This is a genomic window from Ruegeria sp. BHSA118, from assembly GCF_059613405.1.
The window spans coordinates 1-17833 of sequence record NZ_JBXWSM010000080.1 but is presented as its reverse complement, the minus strand read 5'-3'; the positions used below and the strand labels follow the sequence as shown (position 1 = coordinate 17833).

Below are 17833 nucleotides of genomic sequence, written 5' to 3'. Positions count from 1 at the left end.
GAACTTCGTCAATATCGTCCTCAAGGCCCTGTTCAGCCACCGACGTGCGGATCTGTTCTGCGATCTTCTTTTCGAAATTCGAAAGAACGCTGACCGAGTACCACCGTTTCGCCATGAACCTGTCGTCCTTGTTTGTCTTCGGGGCATCAAGCGTACCGGACACACCCGTCATTAAAATCTTGTCACGTCATCCGGAATAAAAAGCGGCGCGCAGCCCGAATCGCCACACGCCCATTCCGAATAGTACCGCGTCACCTACTCTGACATTGCCCGCAGCGCAAGGGGGCAGAGACGTTTCAGCGTGCCGATCCCGTCTAGCTGAAAGCACCCAGGATCAGTTGAAGACCACCCCGGATACCCAAATCGACCAAAGCAAAAAATACAGCCGTCAGCGCCGCCATGATGAAGACCATTACCGTGGTCAACAGCACCTCGCGCCGGGTCGGCCAGACGACCTTGGAGACTTCGGCACGGACTTGCTGAATGAACTGGATCGGATTGGTGGTGGCCATTTGGCGTGTTCTCTCTGCTAGCGGATGGGCCGGACATAGCCGGGCATTGCGGCAATTTCAAGGGCAGTTGGTTCAACTCTGCCTCTAAGGGGCATTCGTTCAGGGTTTGGGTTTGTCATCCCATTCGTCGCTCAGGATCCGGCGTGCGTCACCTTCGGGGTCTTCGTACTGGTTCGTACGAACGGTATATACAAAGGCGACCAGACCAACGCCCCCCAGAAACAGGGAAATCGGGATCAGATAAGCAAGCACTTCCATTCAGGTTACCTCAGCCGAAGGGCGTTCAGGGACACGGTAATGGACGAGGTCGACATCGCCAAGGCCGCGATCAGCGGAGTCGCCAGTCCGATCACGGCCAAAGGAACGGCGATCACGTTGTAAACGGTTGCGATCCGGAAGTTTTCGCGAATGCGCCTGGTGGCTTTGACGGCCGTGTCACACGCATCCGCAATGGGTGAAAGATCATTGCCCAACAGAACGATATCCGACGCGACCCGTGCCGCATCCAGCGCAGAGGCCGGAGAGATCGACACATGCGCCGCCGCCAAAGCAGCCGTATCGTTCAGCCCGTCGCCAACCATCAGAACTTTGTGGCCTTCATCGCTGAGATCCTGAATGCGTCTTGCCTTGTCCTGCGGTAAAGCCTCGGCGATCCAATCCGCAATTCCCAGTTTTTCCGCCAAGGCGCGCACCGCCCCCTGCGAATCCCCTGAAATCAGAAGCACATGCTTGCCCGAAGCACGCAGGGCATCCACCGCCTCAGCAGCGCCCGGGCGCAACGCGTCCGAGAATCGGAAGGCCACGGGTGCGTCCTCGCCGATTGCCAGCCAGGCCGAAGTATCGGAGCCCTGATCCGCGCCGACCCAGGCCGCCCGACCCAGACGAACACGTTGTCCACGAAATTCGCCCTCGGTGCCATAGCCGGGAATCTCGGCTATTCCCCGCACATTTGCTGGTTTGATGCCTGCCGCACGCGCCGCTTTTGCCAATGACACGGACAAGGGATGCGCAGAAGCCTCGGCCAGCGCCAGCGCAACCTCGACCTTGGCGCGGGCATGGTCTGCCAGATTGACCAGTTCCGGTGCGCCGGATGTCAGCGTGCCCGTCTTGTCGAATACAACCGTGTCGGCTTCGGACAGCCGCTCTAGTGCCGTGGCATGCTTGATCAGCATTCCCTTGCGGAACAACCGGCCCGACGCGGCCGTGGTTACCGCTGGCACGGCCAGACCCAACGCACAGGGGCAGGTAATAATAAGAACAGCCGCCGCGATGTTCAGTGCCGTGCGCAAGTCACCGGAATAGATGTACCACCCAACAAAGCTGAGCGCCGACAGAATGTGAACACCCGGCGCATAAAGCTTGGCGGCCTTGTCGGCCAACGAGGTATAGCGCGACCGACCAGACTCGGCGATGGCGACCAGATCAGCCATGCGATGGAGCGACGTGTCTTCCCCGACCGCCGTTGCCCGGATTGTCAACGGACCCGTCAGGTTGACTTCGCCAGCGCTCACAGCCTGCCCGGTTTCGGCAAAGACTGGCACCGTCTCACCCGTCAGAAGGGATCGATCCAGTTCGGACTGACCCGACACGATCCGGCCGTCCACGGGCATGCGCCCACCCGGTCGCACAAGGATCAGATCCCCGACGCGCAACTCGGCAACGGGAACTTCATCTTCAACCCCATCGGCGACACGAATGGCGCGGGGAACTTCCAACGCGGTCAATTCCTCGGCCGCAGATCGCGCCGCGGCACGGGTGCGGTAATCCAGATACCGTCCGGCCAGCAGAAAGAAAGTCAATGTCAGGGCTGCGTCGAAATAGGCATGCTCGCCGCTCAACGCGGTTTCCCACAACGACGTGACCAGCGCCAAAAGGATCGCCAGCACAATCGGCACATCCATATTCAGCCGTCGCACGCGCAGGGCGCTCCAGGCATTGGCAAAGAACGGCTGGGCCGAGAACGCAATGGCCGGCAGCGCGATGGCCGCTGAAATCCAGTGGAACATGTCCCGCGTTGCATCCGTCGCACCGGACCAGACCGACACCGACAGCAACATCACGTTCATGGATGCAAACCCGGCCACGGCCAACCGCATCAGAAGATCACGCCCCGCCTTGTCCGTCTGCGTTGCGGACAAAGCCCCCGGATCAAGCTCATGTGCTTCGAAACCTGCCTGTTCAAGCACCGGGATCAGATCGCTAGCACGCGTTTCCGGCGTAGCTTTGATCATCGCGCGTTTGAGCGTCAGGTTCACCCGGGCGCCTTCGACGCCGGGATGCGCGTTCAGTTCACGCTCGACCGTCGCGATACAGGCCGAGCAATGAATGCCCGGCAGCGACAAGGCGATCTGCACATCCTCCGGTGTGGGCCGGGCCGGCTCTGCCGGGGCCGCAAGGCAGCCCGGGCAGGCTGCTGTACCGGATGAAAGCTGAGCCGTCATGCTTACCCCTTCACGTAAAGCGGGACGCGCTGCGAGAATTCGGCACCGTTTCCGTCACGCGCCACCAATCGGATGTTCCAGTTGCCCTTGCCCAGTGTAGCAGGCGTGGCATAAGCGGTGCCGTCGAATGTAAAATCCGGCACGAAGTCGTCGCGCACATGTGTTGCCCGGCCGACCACGGCCTGCAATTCGCTCACCTCAACCGGCGCACCGCTTTCGTCGGTGATGTGCAGGATCAGAAGGCCGCCTTTGGTTTCAGCCCGAACAGTCCAGCCCAGCGCCTGCTGCTCTTTCAGACGCTCGTTGAACTCCTGACTGGCGACGTAGGAGTTCTTGACCTCCAGCCCGGGAAAGGTTTTCACCGCACTGTATGCCAGCACGAGGTTCACCGCGATGATCACGCCGAAGGCGCCGACAAACACGGCAAGGGCGTGCTTTCCGGTGAATTTCCGTTCGGCCATGATCAGTTCCCTCGTCCGTTGAACGTGGTGTCCTTGTAGGCGCGTTCGCCGCTGCTGAGGTCTTCGACCCAGATCCGCACTGGTGTCGCCCCTGCTGCGGCCGGTCCGCTATCGCGGGAAGCCACGATATATACACGGGTCAATTGTGCCGTATCCGCCGTGACATTCACAGTATCGATATTGGTTCCCTCGATTTCCAGTCGCATCGCCGGATCGCCCGCCAAGGACAGTTTGAACAGACGGTCCTCACCGTGCTTGTTGCGCAGACGAACGTCATAGGTGTTGCGGATTGTACCGTCCGACAGGGTGACGAAAGTGGGGTTGCGAACCGGTGCAACAGTCAGATCGATGTCAGAACGGATGAAGAGCGCAAACAGCAGCCCGAACCCGACCAGCGCCCACAATGCGGTGTACAAAATCGTACGCGGCCTCAGAATGTGCTTCCAGACATTCTTGGCGGGCTCGCCGGATCGCTCATGGGCTTCATCGCTTAGCGCCATGTAGTCGATCAGTCCTCGTGGCTTGCCGATCTTGGCCATCATGTCATCACAAGCGTCGATACAGAGGGCACAGGTGATGCATTCCAGCTGCTGGCCATCCCGAATGTCGATTCCGACAGGGCAGACATTCACGCAGGCCATACAGTCGATGCAATCCCCCAATTCAGAATCGGCCGTCCGCTTGCCTTTGCCGCGCGGTTCGCCCCGCCATTCGCGATAGCCGACAACCAGCGTGTCCTCATCCATCATCGCCGCCTGAATGCGCGGCCATGGGCAGGCATAGATACAGATCTGCTCGCGGGCAAACCCACCGAAGAAGAAGGTTGTACCCGTCAGGATCAACATCGTCGTATAGGCAATGGGATGCGCGTTGCCCGTCACAAGATCACGGGCCAGCGTAGGTGCATCCGCGAAATAGAACACCCAGGCACCACCTGTCGCCAAACCGATCAGAAACCAGACCGTCCATTTGGTGATCCGCAAGCGAACCTTTCTGAAATCAAGCTTTTCCTGACGGTGCAGGCGCAGGCGGGCGTTTCTGTCACCCTCGATCCACCGCTCGACCAGAATGAACAGATCCGTCCAGACGGTTTGCGGGCATGCATACCCGCACCACACGCGACCCAGAGCTGACGTAAACAGGAACAGACCCAATCCTGCCATGATCAGCAGGCCAGCGACAAAGTAGAATTCGTGCGGCCAGATCTCGATCCAGAAGAAATAGAACCGCCGGTTCGCCATGTCCAAAAGCACCGCCTGGTCCGGCAGGCTGGGGCCGCGATCCCATCTGATCCAGGGCGTCACATAGTAGATGCCCAGCGTCACGATGAGGATAATCCATTTCAGGTTTCGAAACGGCCCCGAAACACGTCTTGGAAAAATCGGCTCACGCGCGGCGTAAAGGCTGGGGGCGGGATCGGAATCGCTCACTGGCTGGCTCCACAAATGGGTCTTCTGAAGACGTCTTGTTCCAGATCATGCCCAGGCGAACTTTGACATGGGTCAAAAAGCGCATCGAGCAAACATCTTTTGAAGATCAGCCCATCTTGCCGGCGCTGGAAATGAAGTATTTTACCCGATTTTCATCCGATTTTGGCGGAGAATCTGCTTGTGGCGCGAGACCAGCTGCATATGGCATATGCAGTTTTCCAAGGACCGACCAATTGTCGCAGCCCCGGGTCAGACCTGCCCAAACACGGGTGACCAGCCATCTTTGCAAAGATCGGAATGGCAAAACAACAGGAATTCAGTGTAAAAAAAGCACCGGCTGTTCAGGAAACGCGCGAACAGATGGAACAGCCGGTGCTACAGCCTTCGGGCGGCCAGCCGCCCGAAGGTGCTCTCTAGGTCTTACTGGCCACCACCCAACTGGTGGACATAGGCGGATACCGCACGGATTTGCGCCTCGGTCAGGCGGGTATCCCAGTTCGGCATGACGCCAAAGCGGCTGTAGGTCACTGTTTCGGTCAGAGCCTCTTCGCTGCCGCCATAAAGCCAGATCGCGTCGGTCAGGTTCGGCGCCCCCTGGAAGATGTCTCCTGTGCCATCTTCGCCATGGCAGGCCGCGCAGTTGTCTTCAAAGACAACCTTGCCCGCCTGTGCCGCCGCGTCATCGGTCTGAGCGTTGCTCAACGACATGACATACTGAACCACCTGCGTGATTTCGTCATGCTCCAGGATTTCACCGAAGGCAGGCATCTCGGAATAGCGCGCATCGTCGCTTTCTTCGTTCCGGATACCATAGCTGACGGTGTAGACGATATCTTCCATCGTACCACCCCACAGCCAGGCGTCATCCAGCAGGTTCGGGAAACCCGGCGCGCCCTGCGCACCGGAACCGTGGCACTGCGCACACCATGTACGGAACACGGCACCCCCGGAATTCACGGCATATTGGTGTAGTTCGGCGTCCTTTGCGATGTCTTCCAACGGTGTTTCCACCAGTTTGGCGTTCCAGGGTGCATTTGCCTCTTCGAATGCGACCATCTCCTGCTGAACCAAAGCCCGTGAAGACCATCCCATGACGCCGGCGGTTGCCGACTGTACCAGGGGCCATGCCGGATACATGATCGTGTAGATCACGCCCCAGAAGATGGTGGCGTAGAAGGTCCACAGCCACCAGCGCGGCATCGGGTTGTCGAACTCTTCGATCCCGTCCCAGCTGTGCCCGGTTGTGTTCGGATCACCCGGCTGTTTTTCAGGTGTCTTGCTCATTGCCGCGCCTCCTTGGATGTGGCGGGTTTGTCTTGATGCCGGAAGGGGATGTTGGCGGTGTCCTTGTATTCCTTGCTGGCACCGGGGCGGAAAACCCAGATGACGATACCAACGAAGAAGGCGAACAACAGCAGCAGCATCCAGCTATCCGCGAACTGCCTGAGAATAGTGTATTCTTCCATCACGATCCTCCTTTAGCGGCTTGCGTCCGGGGTGAAGGTCGAGAAATCGACCAACGTGCCCAGCATCTGAAGATAGGCAACCAACGCATCTGCTTCGGTCAACTCGGGCTGGCCGTCGAAGTTGCGCACGTTGACCTTGTCGCCATAGCGCTCCAGCAGCCCGTCATAGTCGCTGTCCGGGTCAGCCTGAGCGAGGAAGTCGGCTTGGGCGTTTTCCAGCATCTCTTCGGAATAGGGCGTCCCGACCAGAGCATTGGCGGCCATCACATCACCGATGTACTTGCCGTCAATTTTGCGATGCTCAAGGAAGCCGTATTTCGGCATCACCGATTCCGGCACAACGGATTGCGGATCCCGCAGGTGGTCGACATGCCATTGATCAGAATAGCGGCCACCGACACGCGCCAGATCCGGTCCGGTACGTTTGGACCCCCACTGGAACGGGTGGTCATACATCGATTCCGCCGCCAGCGAGTAGTGGCCATAGCGTTCGACCTCATCCCGCATCGGGCGGATCATCTGGCTGTGACAGACATAGCAGCCTTCGCGGATGTAGATCTCACGCCCTGCCATTTCGAGAGGGGTGTAAGGGCGCATGCCCTCCACCTTCTCGATGGTGTTCTCAAGATAGAACAGCGGGGTGATCTGCACCAGGCCACCGATGGTCACGACCAGAAAGCTGAAGATCAGCAGGAGGGTCGCGTTGGTCTCGAGGATCTTATGTTTGTCGAGAATTGCCATTGCTCCGGCCCTCCCTCTATTCAGCCGGGACCGCGACGGTCAGGCTGGCCTCTTTGGCCGGCGCTTTCCGCACAGTCATCCACAGGTTGTAGCACATGATCACGGCACCAGCGACGAACATCACGCCACCCAGAGCACGCACCACATACATCGGGAACTTGGCAGCCACGGTGTCAGCGAACGAGTTCACCAGGAAGCCGTTGGCATCCACTTCACGCCACATCAGGCCTTCCATGATACCGGTGACCCACATCGACGCGGCATAAAGCACGATGCCGATCGTGGCGAGCCAGAAGTGCCAGCTGACCATTTGCAGCGAGTACAGGCGCTCACGCTTCCACAGGACAGGCACCAGGAAGTACAGCGCACCAAAGGTGATCATGCCGTTCCAGCCCAGCGCGCCCGAGTGCACGTGACCAATGGTCCAGTCGGTGTAGTGGCTCAGCGAGTTCACCGCGCGGATCGACATCATCGGGCCTTCGAAGGTGGACATGCCGTAGAAGCCGACCGAGATCACCATCATCCGGATCACCGGGTCAGTGCGCAGCTTGTCCCATGCGCCTGACAGGGTCATCAGACCGTTGATCATACCACCCCAGGACGGCATCCACAGGATCACCGAGAACACCATGCCCAGCGTCGAGGCCCAGTCAGGTAGCGCGGTATAATGCAGGTGGTGCGGGCCGGCCCAGATATACAGGAAGATCAGAGCCCAGAAGTGGATGATCGACAGCTTGTACGAGAATACAGGGCGTTCGGCTTGTTTCGGGATGAAATAGTACATCATGCCCAGGAAACCCGCGGTCAGGAAAAAGCCCACCGCGTTGTGGCCGTACCACCACTGGATCATGGCATCCTGCACGCCCGACCAGACGATGACCGATTTCGAACCCCAGATGCTGACAGGAACGGTCATGTTGTTGACCAGATGCAGCATGGCGACGGTGACGATAAAGGCCAGATAGAACCAGTTGGCCACATAGATGTGGGGTTCTTTCCGCTTGATGATCGTACCCAGGTAGACTGCCAGATAGGCGACCCAGACAATGGTCAGCCACAGATCGACATACCATTCAGGTTCGGCATATTCCTTGGACTGCGTTCCGCCCAGAACATAGCCCGTCGCCGCCAGCACGATGAACAGCTGATAGCCCCAGAAAACGAACCAAGCCAGATTGCCGCCCCAAAGCCGCGCCGCGCTGGTACGCTGAACGACGTAGAACGACGTTGCGATCAATGCGTTGCCGCCAAAGGCAAAAATCACTGCCGACGTGTGCAGCGGACGCAAACGACCAAAGTTCAGATACCCCTGCGCCCATTCGAAGTTCAGCACCGGAAAAGCCAGCTGAAATGCGATGAAGGTCCCGGCCAGAAACCCGACCACGCCCCAGAAGGCAGTTGCGATCACGCCATAGCGGATCACGTCATCCATGTATTCGCCCGAGCGGTCGACTAGAATATCTGGCTCGTCAGTGTTTCGAAGCGTCCAGATGAACAGGCCACCGGCGATAAGCATCACCAGCAGCGCATGTACCTGATACGCCAAATCGCGTGCATAATTGGTTCCGATCGCTGCAAACAGCGCGATCAGACCAAGCACGATCAGCTTGATGTAATTCGACATATTGCGTCCCTTTGCCATGCCCCGCGCGTTTTTGATTCTTGTACGCGCGAAACCCATTTGACTGGCTGCCGTTCTGAAGCACGGCGGCTGTTACTGCTTTGATCTGTATCAAGACAGTTCTGCGTTTTCTGTGACACGCATTGTAAAGGAAACAGGCCAACTGGTCACATGAGACCAAATGCCCGAATCATGAGGTCGCAATGACTTACAAATCTCTACTCACCGTCATGACCGAAACGCAGACAGCACCCGCCGCTCTGGCGCAGATGGTGGCCCTGGCAGAATCTCAGGATGCACATGCCGAAGCCCTGTGCCTGGGCGTCGATCGCAGTCAGACAGGTTATTACTATGCGGGTGCCAATGCGCTTATCGTTCAGGAAACACTGAGCCGGGCCAACGCCGAGGCCCAGGAGCTGCTGAACTTTGCCAATGTCTACCTTGGCAAGTCCGGCGTTCGCTGGTCCGCCGAGCATGGCGTCGCGCAGATTGCCGATATCGGACGCCATGTCGCGCATAGGGCGCGGTTTTCCGATCTGGTGGTCCTGCCGCACCCTTACGGCAAAGACCGCGGGGCCGAGGCCGAGCCCATCATCGAAGCAGCCATGTTCGAAGGGCATTGCCCGGTTCTGGTCGTACCGGACGACGTCGAGCCCCTGACGGTGCCGCGCAATATCATGATAGGTTGGAACGAAAGCGTAGAGGCCATGTGCGCCATTCGTCACGCCCTGCCCTTCCTGAAACAGGCCGAGCTGGTCCGAATCGTGGTCATCGATCCGCCCCGCCATGGGCCGGACCGGTCTGATCCCGGCGGAATGCTGTCACAGATGCTGTCCCGTCACGGGGTCAAATGTGAGATTGATGTGCTAAGCAAAAGCATGACGCGCGTGTCGGATATTCTCAACCGTCACGCATCCGATACAGAATCGGATCTGATCGTCATGGGCGCTTACGGTCATTCCCGTTTTCGCGAGGCCATTCTGGGCGGCGCAACCCGCAACATGCTGGAGCAATCTAGCGTACCCGTATTCCTGGCCCATTGATCCGCCCGTCAAAAGCCGCCCGACTTGGCGGCTTTTGTCATCCTCTGCGGATGAGACCTATCAGGAACAGCAGGATCACGGCGCCTGCCGTTGCGAAGAAAATAGATGACAACAGGCCGCCGCCGACGGCAAATCCAAGCGCCGGAAAAATCAATCCCGCCAGAAACGCACCCACGATTCCGACAAGTATGTTTCCGAAAAGGCCAAAACCCCTGCCCTCCATGATCTTTCCGGAAAGCCAACCGGCGATTGCGCCGACCAAAAGCATTGCCAACAAACTGGTGAATTCCATGCCGAGCTCCTGAAGTAGATATCCCTGCCAAAAAGACCGCGGCGGTTGTTCGTGGTCAAGTACCGTTCGCGTCAGACCGGAAAGCCGCCATCCGAATCGTCACCCGCCTCTTCCATCAGGCGGCCCAAATCGGGGATGGTCACGTGCCGCTTTCCTTCAAGTGTGATCACCCCGTCTTTTTTCAAAGCTGAAATCTGGCGACTGACCGTTTCCAACGTCAAACCCAGGTAATCCGCCATGGCTTCTCGGGTCAGGGGCAGGTCGAACACGATAGATCCAGTCAGACCCTTTTGGCTGACCGAAGCGTCCCGGCGCGCAATGATCGACAGCAGGCTGGCAATCTTCTCACGCGCCGTCTTGCGCCCCAGAACCAGCATCCACTCGCGTGCGGCATCAAGCTCGTCCAACGTCATCTGCAATAGGCGATGGGCGATATGCGGGGTGTGGTCCATCAACTCTTCGAACGGTTTCTTGCGGAAACAGCACATCACGACATCCGTCGTTGCCTGAACATCATAAGGCGCAGTATCGCGACCCGGGCGGCCCACGAAATCGCTGGGCAGCAGCAGACCTACCATTTGGGTGCGGCCATCTTCCATCGTCTGAGTCAACGATGCGATACCAGCCACGACCGAGCCGACAAAACTCATCTGATCCCCAGACCAGATGATCGTCTGGCCCGCTTCAAAACTGCGGTAATATTTAATGCTTTCAAGCGCTTCCAGCTCATCTGCATCACACCGGGCACAGACGGCGCGATGACGAATCGGGCAGTCTCCGCAATTTGAATGGTCAAATTGTGCTTTTACTGTCATGCGCGTTCCCACTTGATCTCCATCAAAGCACCTGTGTCGCCTGTCGCATAAAGGTATCGCCATGATAGTGAAACCACAATTGGCAAAGCTTGGACTTTTTGACGCGAAAGTACCGCGTTACACAAGCTACCCCACCGCCCCCCACTTCAGCAACGACGTGGGATCAGACATGTTTGGCGACTGGATTTCCGGGATCAAACCCGGCAGTGCAATTTCGCTGTACATTCATGTTCCATTCTGCCGCAGGCTATGCTGGTTCTGTGCGTGCAGGACACAGGGAACACAAACCGACAATCCGGTGATCGCCTATGTCGACGTTCTGAAGGCCGAACTGGACCTTCTGGCCACGCGGTTGCCTGAGGGTGTGGTCCTGTCGCGCCTGCACTGGGGCGGCGGCACACCAACGTTGCTGAACGCCCAACTGATGCGCGATCTGGCACAACACATCCTGGGTATCGTGCCCATGGGGCCGGATGCCGAATTCTCGGTCGAGATCGATCCGAACGAAATTGACGAGGCGCGTCTGGACGCGCTGGCAGACGCGGGCATGAACCGCGCGTCGATCGGGGTGCAGGATTTCGATGACGAAATCCAGAAAACCATAGGCCGTATTCAAAGCTATGACACCACGCGCGACGCTATCGACATGATCCGTGCACGTGGCATCACAAGCCTGAACGCGGATATCCTTTACGGCCTGCCGCATCAGACCAAGGCGCGCATGACGGAAAGCGTGCAGAAACTCCTGTCGCTCAGCCCGGACCGCGTGGCTCTTTACGGGTATGCCCACGTACCCTGGATGGCCAAGCGGCAGCAGCTGATTCCGTCGGACGCACTGCCAACTCCCGAACAACGGCTGGAACTGTTCGACACAGCCCGGCGTTTGTTCCTTTGGGACAATTATGCCGAAATCGGCATCGACCATTTCGCCACTCAGGATGACGGACTGACCCACGCATTGCGCGCGGGCCGCCTCAAGCGGAACTTCCAGGGTTACACCGACGATCAGGCCGATGTTCTGATTGGAGTCGGGGCCAGCTCGATCTCGCGCTTCCCGCAAGGCTACGCGCAGAATGCCCCGGCTACGTCTGCTCATACCAAGGCTATTCGCAATGGGCAGTTTTCGACATCCCGAGGGCACCTCTTCAAAGGTCAGGACATTCTGCGTGCCCGCCTGATCGAGGCACTGATGTGCGATTTCAAGATCGACTCGGGGGAAATCCTGCGGGATCACGATATTTCGGCCTCTGACTTGGACGAGATGTATCACGCAGCCAATGCATCTTTCGACGGCATGCTGCAAATCACTGAAACCGGGCTTTTCATACCGCCCGAGGCGCGGGCGCTGACCCGGATGATCGCCCGCAGCTTTGACGCCTATGACCTCAGCAAAGCCGGGCACAGCTCGGCCATCTGACCCTTTTTCGGCGGGCAACATTCGGCCCGTGACGCGCAAAACACATCAGGGGCTTGACGCACGCCTGCGGTTTTTCCCACACTCATACTGTAGGGCGGCATCTCGCTCTGCGGTCTGAGGCGGGCAAAATACAGACAATCCTTGTCGGCGCCAACGCGTCGGTCGGTCCCTTTCGTGTAGCCAATCTGCAACCTGAAAGAGGGACAACACTCATGCGCGTTTTCACCGTCCTCGGGCCCAGCCAATCGGGCAAATCTACGCTTGTCGAGGCCATCAGCCGCCTCGACGGGCGCCCCACCACATTCGATGTTTCCGGAACCGTGCATTTGCACGGTTTTTCTTATCTGGACGAGCCCTGGTGCGCGATCGACGTCGATGGGGGCGGCGATGCACTGGCCTATGTCGGCCCTGCAATGGCGATTTCGGACGCCGCCGTGGTTGTCGTGCCCCCTGACCCGAATGCCGCCGTTCTGTGTGCGCCCTACCTGCGATTGGTCGAAGAGGCCGGCATCCCCTGTTTTCTGTTCATCAACCGGATGGACAACCCCAATGGCCGCGTCCGCGATATCATCGCCGCACTGCAAACATACTGCACCCACCACATTGCCCTGCGTCAGGTGCCGATCCGCGAGGGGGATACGATCATCGGCGCGGTCGATCTGATCTCGGAACGGGCCTGGAAATATCAGGAGGGCCAGCCCTCGGCCCTGATCGAACTGCCTCAATCCGTCGAAGACCGCGAGCAGGAAGCGCGAACCGAGCTGCTCGAAACCCTGTCCGATTTCGATGACAACCTGTTGGAACAGCTGATCGAAGACAAGCAACCACCCAGTGACGAGGTCTATGATCTGGCGGCACAGGTCCTGAAGAACCATCAGTTGATTCCCGCCTGCCTGGGCGCCGCAAGCCACGGCAACGGGCTGACGCGTCTGATGAAGGCGCTGCGGCATGAAGCCCCCGAATTTGACATCGCCGCCGGGCGCGACGAGGCCGCAGACAGCGCCCGCGCCATTGCCGGTTTTGCGGATGTCAAAAAACACATCGGAAAAATCGTCGTTCTGCGCGGCCTAGGGGACGGGGTAAAAGCGCATGAGGCGTTGGGCGGTGAGACCGTCGGCAACCTGACAACGCTGGATGCCAAAACCCAAATCGCCACGCTTGAGGCCGGGCAGATCGGGCTGGCAGTAAAATCCGATCACCTCAACCCCGGCTATATCTACGACAGCAATTCGGCGACGGAACTGCCGGAATGGGCGGCCTCGCATCCGGTGGCGCATCGTCAGATCGTCTGGCCCGCGCATGAGCGGGACGATGTGCGCCTGTCCAATGCCCTGAGCCGTCTCGTCGAAATCGACCCCGGTCTGCACGTGCATCAGGATGAGTTGAGCGGTCATTCGATCCTTGGATCGCAAGGACCGCAGCATATGCGTCGGGTGACCGCCAAACTGGCCGAGGATTTCGGGATCGAGATTGAAGCGGACCAAGTCGAAACCGCCTATCGCGAGACCATCCGCTCGCCCGTCGAGCATCGCCATCGCCATCGCAAACAGTCCGGCGGGGCCGGACAGTTCGCGGATGTGGTGATCTCGGTCGCCCCCCTGCCGCGCGGATCGGGGTTCCAGTTCGAAGAGGTGGTCAAAGGCGGCGCAGTACCCAAGAACTACATCCCGTCCGTCGAACACGGGGCCAAGGACGCGTTGGAACAAGGCCCTGAAGGCTTTCCCGTGGTCGATGTCAAAGTGACCTTAAGCGACGGCAAGCATCACAACGTGGACAGTTCAGACTATGCGTTTCGAACCGCAGGCAAGAACGCCGTGCGTGAGGCGTTGCCGCAAGCCAAACCAGTGGTTCTGCAACCGATCCTGACCGCAGAAATTCACCTGCCATCCGATTTTGTGGGCGATCTGGTGCCAACCATCAGCACGCTGCAAGGGCAGGTTCTGGGGTTTGAGGGCAACCCAAACGCCTCTGGGTGGGAGATCTTCAATGCTCAAATCCCCGCCGTGGCCGAGGATGAGTTGCATCGCACTCTTGCCAGTGCCACGCGCGGAACCGGGTGGGTCAAGCTGAGCTTTGATCACTATGAAGAACTACGCGGGCCGGTCCCGAAAGCGGCATCCAAAGAAAAAGCCAGCGCCTGATGGCCTGACGGTGGCGGGCTGATATCAGCCCGCCGCAGCAATCAATTCGCGGGTATAGTCGGTCTGGGCATTTTCGAACAAATCCTCGGCCGAGCCCATTTCAACCACGTCCCCGTTGCGCATGACGATCACCTTGTGCGACATCGCCCGCACAACTTTCAGGTCATGGCTGATGAACAGATAAGCCAGCCCGTATTTCTTTTGCAGATCGCGCAGCAGATCAACGATCTGAACCTGAACCGTCATGTCCAGCGCGCTGGTCGGTTCGTCCAGAACCAGCAGTTTGGGCCGCAAGACCATCGCGCGTGCAATGGCGATGCGCTGACGCTGACCGCCTGAAAACTCGTGCGGATACCGGTCCATGGCCGCAGGATCCAGGCCCACCTCTGTCATCACCTCGGCGACCAACTCGCGCGGCGCGCGATGAGGATCAATGTTGTGAATGGCCAGACCCTCCGCGATAATCTGCTGACAGGTCATACGTGGGCTGAGGCTGCCGAACGGGTCCTGAAACACGATCTGCATATCCTTGCGCAACCGGCGCAGCTCTCGCGTGGACCATTTTCGAACATCCTGATCGCGAAAGGTGATGCCGCCTTCGGACGCGATCAGACGCATGATTGCCAGCGCCAGCGTGGTCTTGCCCGACCCGCTTTCGCCCACGATCCCCAAGGTCTCACCCGCGCGCACGCTCAGCGTGGCGTCATTCACCGCTTTCACATAGCCGACCGTGCGTTTCAGAAACCCGCGCTGGATCGGGAACCAGACCTTCAGATGATCCGTGCGCGCGACTTCCTCGGCATCTGTTGCAACGGCGTCCGGCTGACCCGAAGGTTCCGCGGCTAGGAGCTTGCGGGTATAGGGGTGCTGCGGGTTGTCGAAGATCTCGGCAGTCGCGCCGGTCTCGACGATCTCACCATCCTTCATCACGCAAACCCGGTCGGCAATGCGCCGCACGATGCCCAGATCATGGGTGATGAACAGCATCCCCATGTTTTCCGATTTCTGCAATTCAGCCAGCAGTTCGAGGATCTGCGCCTGAATGGTCACATCCAGTGCCGTTGTCGGCTCATCCGCGATCAGGATGTCCGGCTTGTTGGCAAGGGCCATGGCGATCATCACACGCTGCCGCTGACCGCCCGACAACTGATGCGGATAGCTGTCCAGCCGGTCTTGAGGGTCGCGGATACCGACCTTGGTCAGCAATTCGACAATCCTGTCCCGCGCCACATCGCCCGCTACACCCTGATGCAGGGCCAGCGATTCAGCCATCTGTTTCTGGATCGTGTGCAACGGGTTCAGCGAGGTCATCGGCTCCTGAAAGATAAAGCTGATGTCATTGCCGCGCACATCCATCAGGCGTTGCTCCGAGGCGCCGATCATCTCCTGCCCGTCATAGGTGACCGACCCTTCGACAATGGCGCTTTCGCCCAGCAACGATACGGTGCTGAGCGCGGTAACCGATTTGCCCGATCCGGATTCGCCCACCAGCGCCACGGTTTCCCCGCGATCGACATGGAATGACACGCCCCGAACCGCAGCACTGATCCGACCGTCCTGCCGGAACGAGACCTTCAGGTTGTTTACATCCAGCAGGCTCATGAGAAGGTCTTTCTGGGATCAAATGCATCGCGTACACCTTCGAAAATGAAGACCAGCAGGGACAGCATGATGGCAAAGGTGAAGAAGGCGGTGAAGGCCAGCCATGGGGCCTGAAGGTTCTGTTTCGCCTGCAAGGTCAGCTCTCCCAGCGAGGGGGCCGAGGACGGCAGACCAAAGCCCAGATAATCCAGCGAAGCCAGCCCGCCAATGGTGCCCGTGACGATGAAGGGCATGAAGGTCAGCGTGGCCACCATCGCATTGGGCAGCATGTGACGGAACATGATCGTCATGTTGCCCACACCCAGTGCCCGCGCAGCGCGCACATATTCAAGGTTTCGCGCCCGCAGGAACTCGGCGCGCACCACACCAACCAGTCCGGTCCAGCTGAACAGGATCATCAGCGCGACCAGCAGCCAGAAACTTCGCCCCAGCACCGCGAACATGATGATGATCACGTAAAGCGACGGGGTTGCCGACCAGATCTCGATGATCCGCTGAAAGATCAGGTCCAGCCAACCGCCGAAGAAACCCTGTATGGCACCGGCAAAAATACCGATCAGGCTGGCAGCACCCGTCACCAGCAGCGTGAACAGGATCGACAGGCGGAAGCCGTAAATCACCCGTGCCAGCACATCGCGCTTGGTGTCATCGGTGCCCAGCAGGTTCTGGCCGTTGGGCGGCAAGGGTGCAGCCCCGGGGCGATCCACAGACGTGTTGTAGGAATAGGGGATCAGCGGCCAAAGCGACCAGCCGCGTTCAAACCCCTCAGCCTGGAATGTACCGGCGTCGATCTGCTCGATGATGCCTTCGGGATCATCGAAACAGTCTTCCAATCCACCGCTGTCGATCAGGCACTGAACCTCGGGGTCGCGATAAATCGCTTCGGTCTGGAAATCGCCGCCAAATTCCGTTTCTGCGTAGAAGTTGAAAACCGGCGTAAAGTACTCTCCCCGGTACTTCACGAGGATGGGTTTGTCGTTGGCGATGAACTCGGCGAACAACGACAGGCCGAACAACACAGCGAAGATGATCAACGACCAGAAGGCTCGTCTGTTGCGGCGAAAGTTGCTCCAGCGGCGCTGGTTCAGAGGGGACAAGGCCATTTACCCCTCCCGCTTTTCGAAATCGATACGCGGGTCGACCAGCACATACATCAGGTCGCTGATGATGCCGACCACCAGACCCATCAGGCCAAAGATGAACAGCGTGCCGAAGATCACCGGGTAATCCCGCGCCACGGCGGCTTCAAACCCGAGACGCCCCAGACCATCAAGTGAGAAGATCGTCTCGATAATGATCGAACCTCCGAAGAACACGCCGATGAACACGGCCGGGAACCCTGCAATCACAATCAGCATCGCGTTGCGGAAGACATGACCATAGAGAACCTTGCGCTCGCTCAGCCCTTTGGCGCGGGCGGTCATGACATATTGCTTTTTGATTTCATCGAGAAACGAGTTCTTGGTCAGCAGCGTCAGCGTCGCGAAGGCCGAGATCGTCAGCGCAATTGTCGGTAACGCGATATGCCAGAAGTAATCTGCGATCTTGCCAAAGAGACTCAGGCTGTCCCAGTTGTCGGATGTCAGCCCCCGCAGCGGGAAGATCTGCCAATAGGATCCACCGGCAAAAAGCACCAGCAGCAGAATGGCAAACAGAAAGCCAGGGATCGCATAGGCCACGATGATCGCAGCGCTGGTCCACGTGTCGAACTGCGAACCGTCCCTGATCGCCTTGCGAATGCCCAGAGGGATCGAAACCAGATAGGCAATCAGCGTTGACCACAGGCCCAGCGAGATCGAGACCGGCATTTTCTCGAGCACCAGATCAATCACGCTGATCGAGCGGAAATAA

The 17833-nt window shown here is 58.8% G+C and carries 17 protein-coding genes and 1 pseudogene; 3 read left to right on the top strand and 15 right to left on the bottom strand.

Annotation, left to right across the window (positions count from 1 at the left end):
• From AC2FNN_RS18725 to ccoN, 10 genes and pseudogenes are all read right to left on the bottom strand, one after another.
• Nucleotides 1-115, bottom strand: a pseudogene (locus AC2FNN_RS18725) (transcription termination/antitermination protein NusG); the annotation flags it as partial.
• Between the two features lie 199 nt (nucleotides 116-314).
• Nucleotides 315-512: a preprotein translocase subunit SecE gene (secE, locus tag AC2FNN_RS18720; protein ID WP_050605011.1), complete on the bottom strand. Its 198-nt coding sequence runs from the start codon at nucleotides 510-512 to the stop codon at nucleotides 315-317.
• Nucleotides 513-611: 99 nt separating this feature from the next.
• Nucleotides 612-770 carry a cbb3-type cytochrome oxidase assembly protein CcoS gene (gene ccoS, locus AC2FNN_RS18715; RefSeq protein WP_496759965.1) on the bottom strand — a complete coding sequence of 53 codons (159 nt, stop codon included), beginning with the start codon at nucleotides 768-770 and terminating at the stop codon, nucleotides 612-614.
• A 5-nt stretch (nucleotides 771-775) separates the two neighbouring features.
• The gene (locus AC2FNN_RS18710; protein ID WP_496759964.1) at nucleotides 776-2953 is read right to left on the bottom strand and encodes a heavy metal translocating P-type ATPase; all 2178 of its coding nucleotides are present in this window, start codon (nucleotides 2951-2953) and stop codon (nucleotides 776-778) included.
• Between the two features lie 2 nt (nucleotides 2954-2955).
• Nucleotides 2956-3414, bottom strand: a complete 459-nt coding sequence (locus AC2FNN_RS18705; protein ID WP_496759963.1) for a FixH family protein — start codon at nucleotides 3412-3414, stop codon at nucleotides 2956-2958.
• Between the two features lie 2 nt (nucleotides 3415-3416).
• Nucleotides 3417-4844 (bottom strand): cytochrome c oxidase accessory protein CcoG, encoded by a 1428-nt coding sequence (gene ccoG, locus AC2FNN_RS18700; RefSeq protein ID WP_496759962.1) that lies wholly within the window; start codon nucleotides 4842-4844, stop codon nucleotides 3417-3419.
• A 420-nt stretch (nucleotides 4845-5264) separates the two neighbouring features.
• A complete protein-coding gene (gene ccoP, locus AC2FNN_RS18695; RefSeq protein WP_496759961.1) occupies nucleotides 5265-6128 on the bottom strand; it encodes a cytochrome-c oxidase, cbb3-type subunit III in 864 nt (287 codons plus the stop codon).
• Nucleotides 6125-6310 carry a CcoQ/FixQ family Cbb3-type cytochrome c oxidase assembly chaperone gene (locus tag AC2FNN_RS18690; RefSeq protein ID WP_050605006.1) on the bottom strand — a complete coding sequence of 62 codons (186 nt, stop codon included), beginning with the start codon at nucleotides 6308-6310 and terminating at the stop codon, nucleotides 6125-6127. The genes ccoP and AC2FNN_RS18690 overlap by 4 nt, the downstream gene beginning before the upstream one ends.
• Before the next feature lie 12 nt (nucleotides 6311-6322).
• On the bottom strand, nucleotides 6323-7051 hold the full coding sequence (gene ccoO / locus AC2FNN_RS18685) for a cytochrome-c oxidase, cbb3-type subunit II (protein WP_496759960.1): 729 nt from the start codon (nucleotides 7049-7051) through the stop codon (nucleotides 6323-6325).
• Between the two features lie 16 nt (nucleotides 7052-7067).
• Nucleotides 7068-8675, bottom strand: a complete 1608-nt coding sequence (gene ccoN, locus AC2FNN_RS18680; protein ID WP_117872179.1) for a cytochrome-c oxidase, cbb3-type subunit I — start codon at nucleotides 8673-8675, stop codon at nucleotides 7068-7070.
• A 200-nt stretch (nucleotides 8676-8875) separates the two neighbouring features.
• On the opposite strand from ccoN, the gene AC2FNN_RS18675 reads away from it, so the two are divergent.
• Nucleotides 8876-9715: a universal stress protein gene (locus tag AC2FNN_RS18675; RefSeq protein ID WP_496759959.1), complete on the top strand. Its 840-nt coding sequence runs from the start codon at nucleotides 8876-8878 to the stop codon at nucleotides 9713-9715.
• A 37-nt stretch (nucleotides 9716-9752) separates the two neighbouring features.
• On the opposite strand, the gene AC2FNN_RS18670 is transcribed toward AC2FNN_RS18675, so the two are convergent.
• A complete protein-coding gene (locus tag AC2FNN_RS18670) occupies nucleotides 9753-10007 on the bottom strand; it encodes a GlsB/YeaQ/YmgE family stress response membrane protein (protein WP_496759958.1) in 255 nt (84 codons plus the stop codon).
• A 71-nt stretch (nucleotides 10008-10078) separates the two neighbouring features.
• A complete protein-coding gene (fnrL, locus tag AC2FNN_RS18665; RefSeq protein ID WP_496759957.1) occupies nucleotides 10079-10822 on the bottom strand; it encodes a transcriptional regulator FnrL in 744 nt (247 codons plus the stop codon).
• Between the two features lie 61 nt (nucleotides 10823-10883).
• Here fnrL and hemN point away from each other — a divergent pair, with 61 nt between their 5' ends.
• Together hemN and AC2FNN_RS18655 are read left to right on the top strand one after the other, a co-directional pair.
• Nucleotides 10884-12239: an oxygen-independent coproporphyrinogen III oxidase gene (gene hemN / locus AC2FNN_RS18660; RefSeq protein WP_496759956.1), complete on the top strand. Its 1356-nt coding sequence runs from the start codon at nucleotides 10884-10886 to the stop codon at nucleotides 12237-12239.
• A gap of 212 nt (nucleotides 12240-12451) precedes the next feature.
• On the top strand, nucleotides 12452-14380 hold the full coding sequence (locus tag AC2FNN_RS18655) for an elongation factor G (RefSeq protein ID WP_496759955.1): 1929 nt from the start codon (nucleotides 12452-12454) through the stop codon (nucleotides 14378-14380).
• Nucleotides 14381-14404: 24 nt separating this feature from the next.
• Here AC2FNN_RS18655 and AC2FNN_RS18650 read toward each other — a convergent pair whose 3' ends face one another.
• The 3 genes from AC2FNN_RS18650 to AC2FNN_RS18640 form a co-directional block, all read right to left on the bottom strand.
• On the bottom strand, nucleotides 14405-15982 hold the full coding sequence (locus tag AC2FNN_RS18650) for an ABC transporter ATP-binding protein (protein WP_496759954.1): 1578 nt from the start codon (nucleotides 15980-15982) through the stop codon (nucleotides 14405-14407).
• Nucleotides 15979-17085: an ABC transporter permease gene (locus AC2FNN_RS18645; RefSeq protein ID WP_496759953.1), complete on the bottom strand. Its 1107-nt coding sequence runs from the start codon at nucleotides 17083-17085 to the stop codon at nucleotides 15979-15981. Before AC2FNN_RS18645 ends, AC2FNN_RS18650 begins: the two co-directional genes overlap by 4 nt.
• On the bottom strand, nucleotides 17086-17833 hold a 748-nt coding region (locus tag AC2FNN_RS18640), incomplete at its 5' end, for an ABC transporter permease subunit (RefSeq protein WP_496759952.1).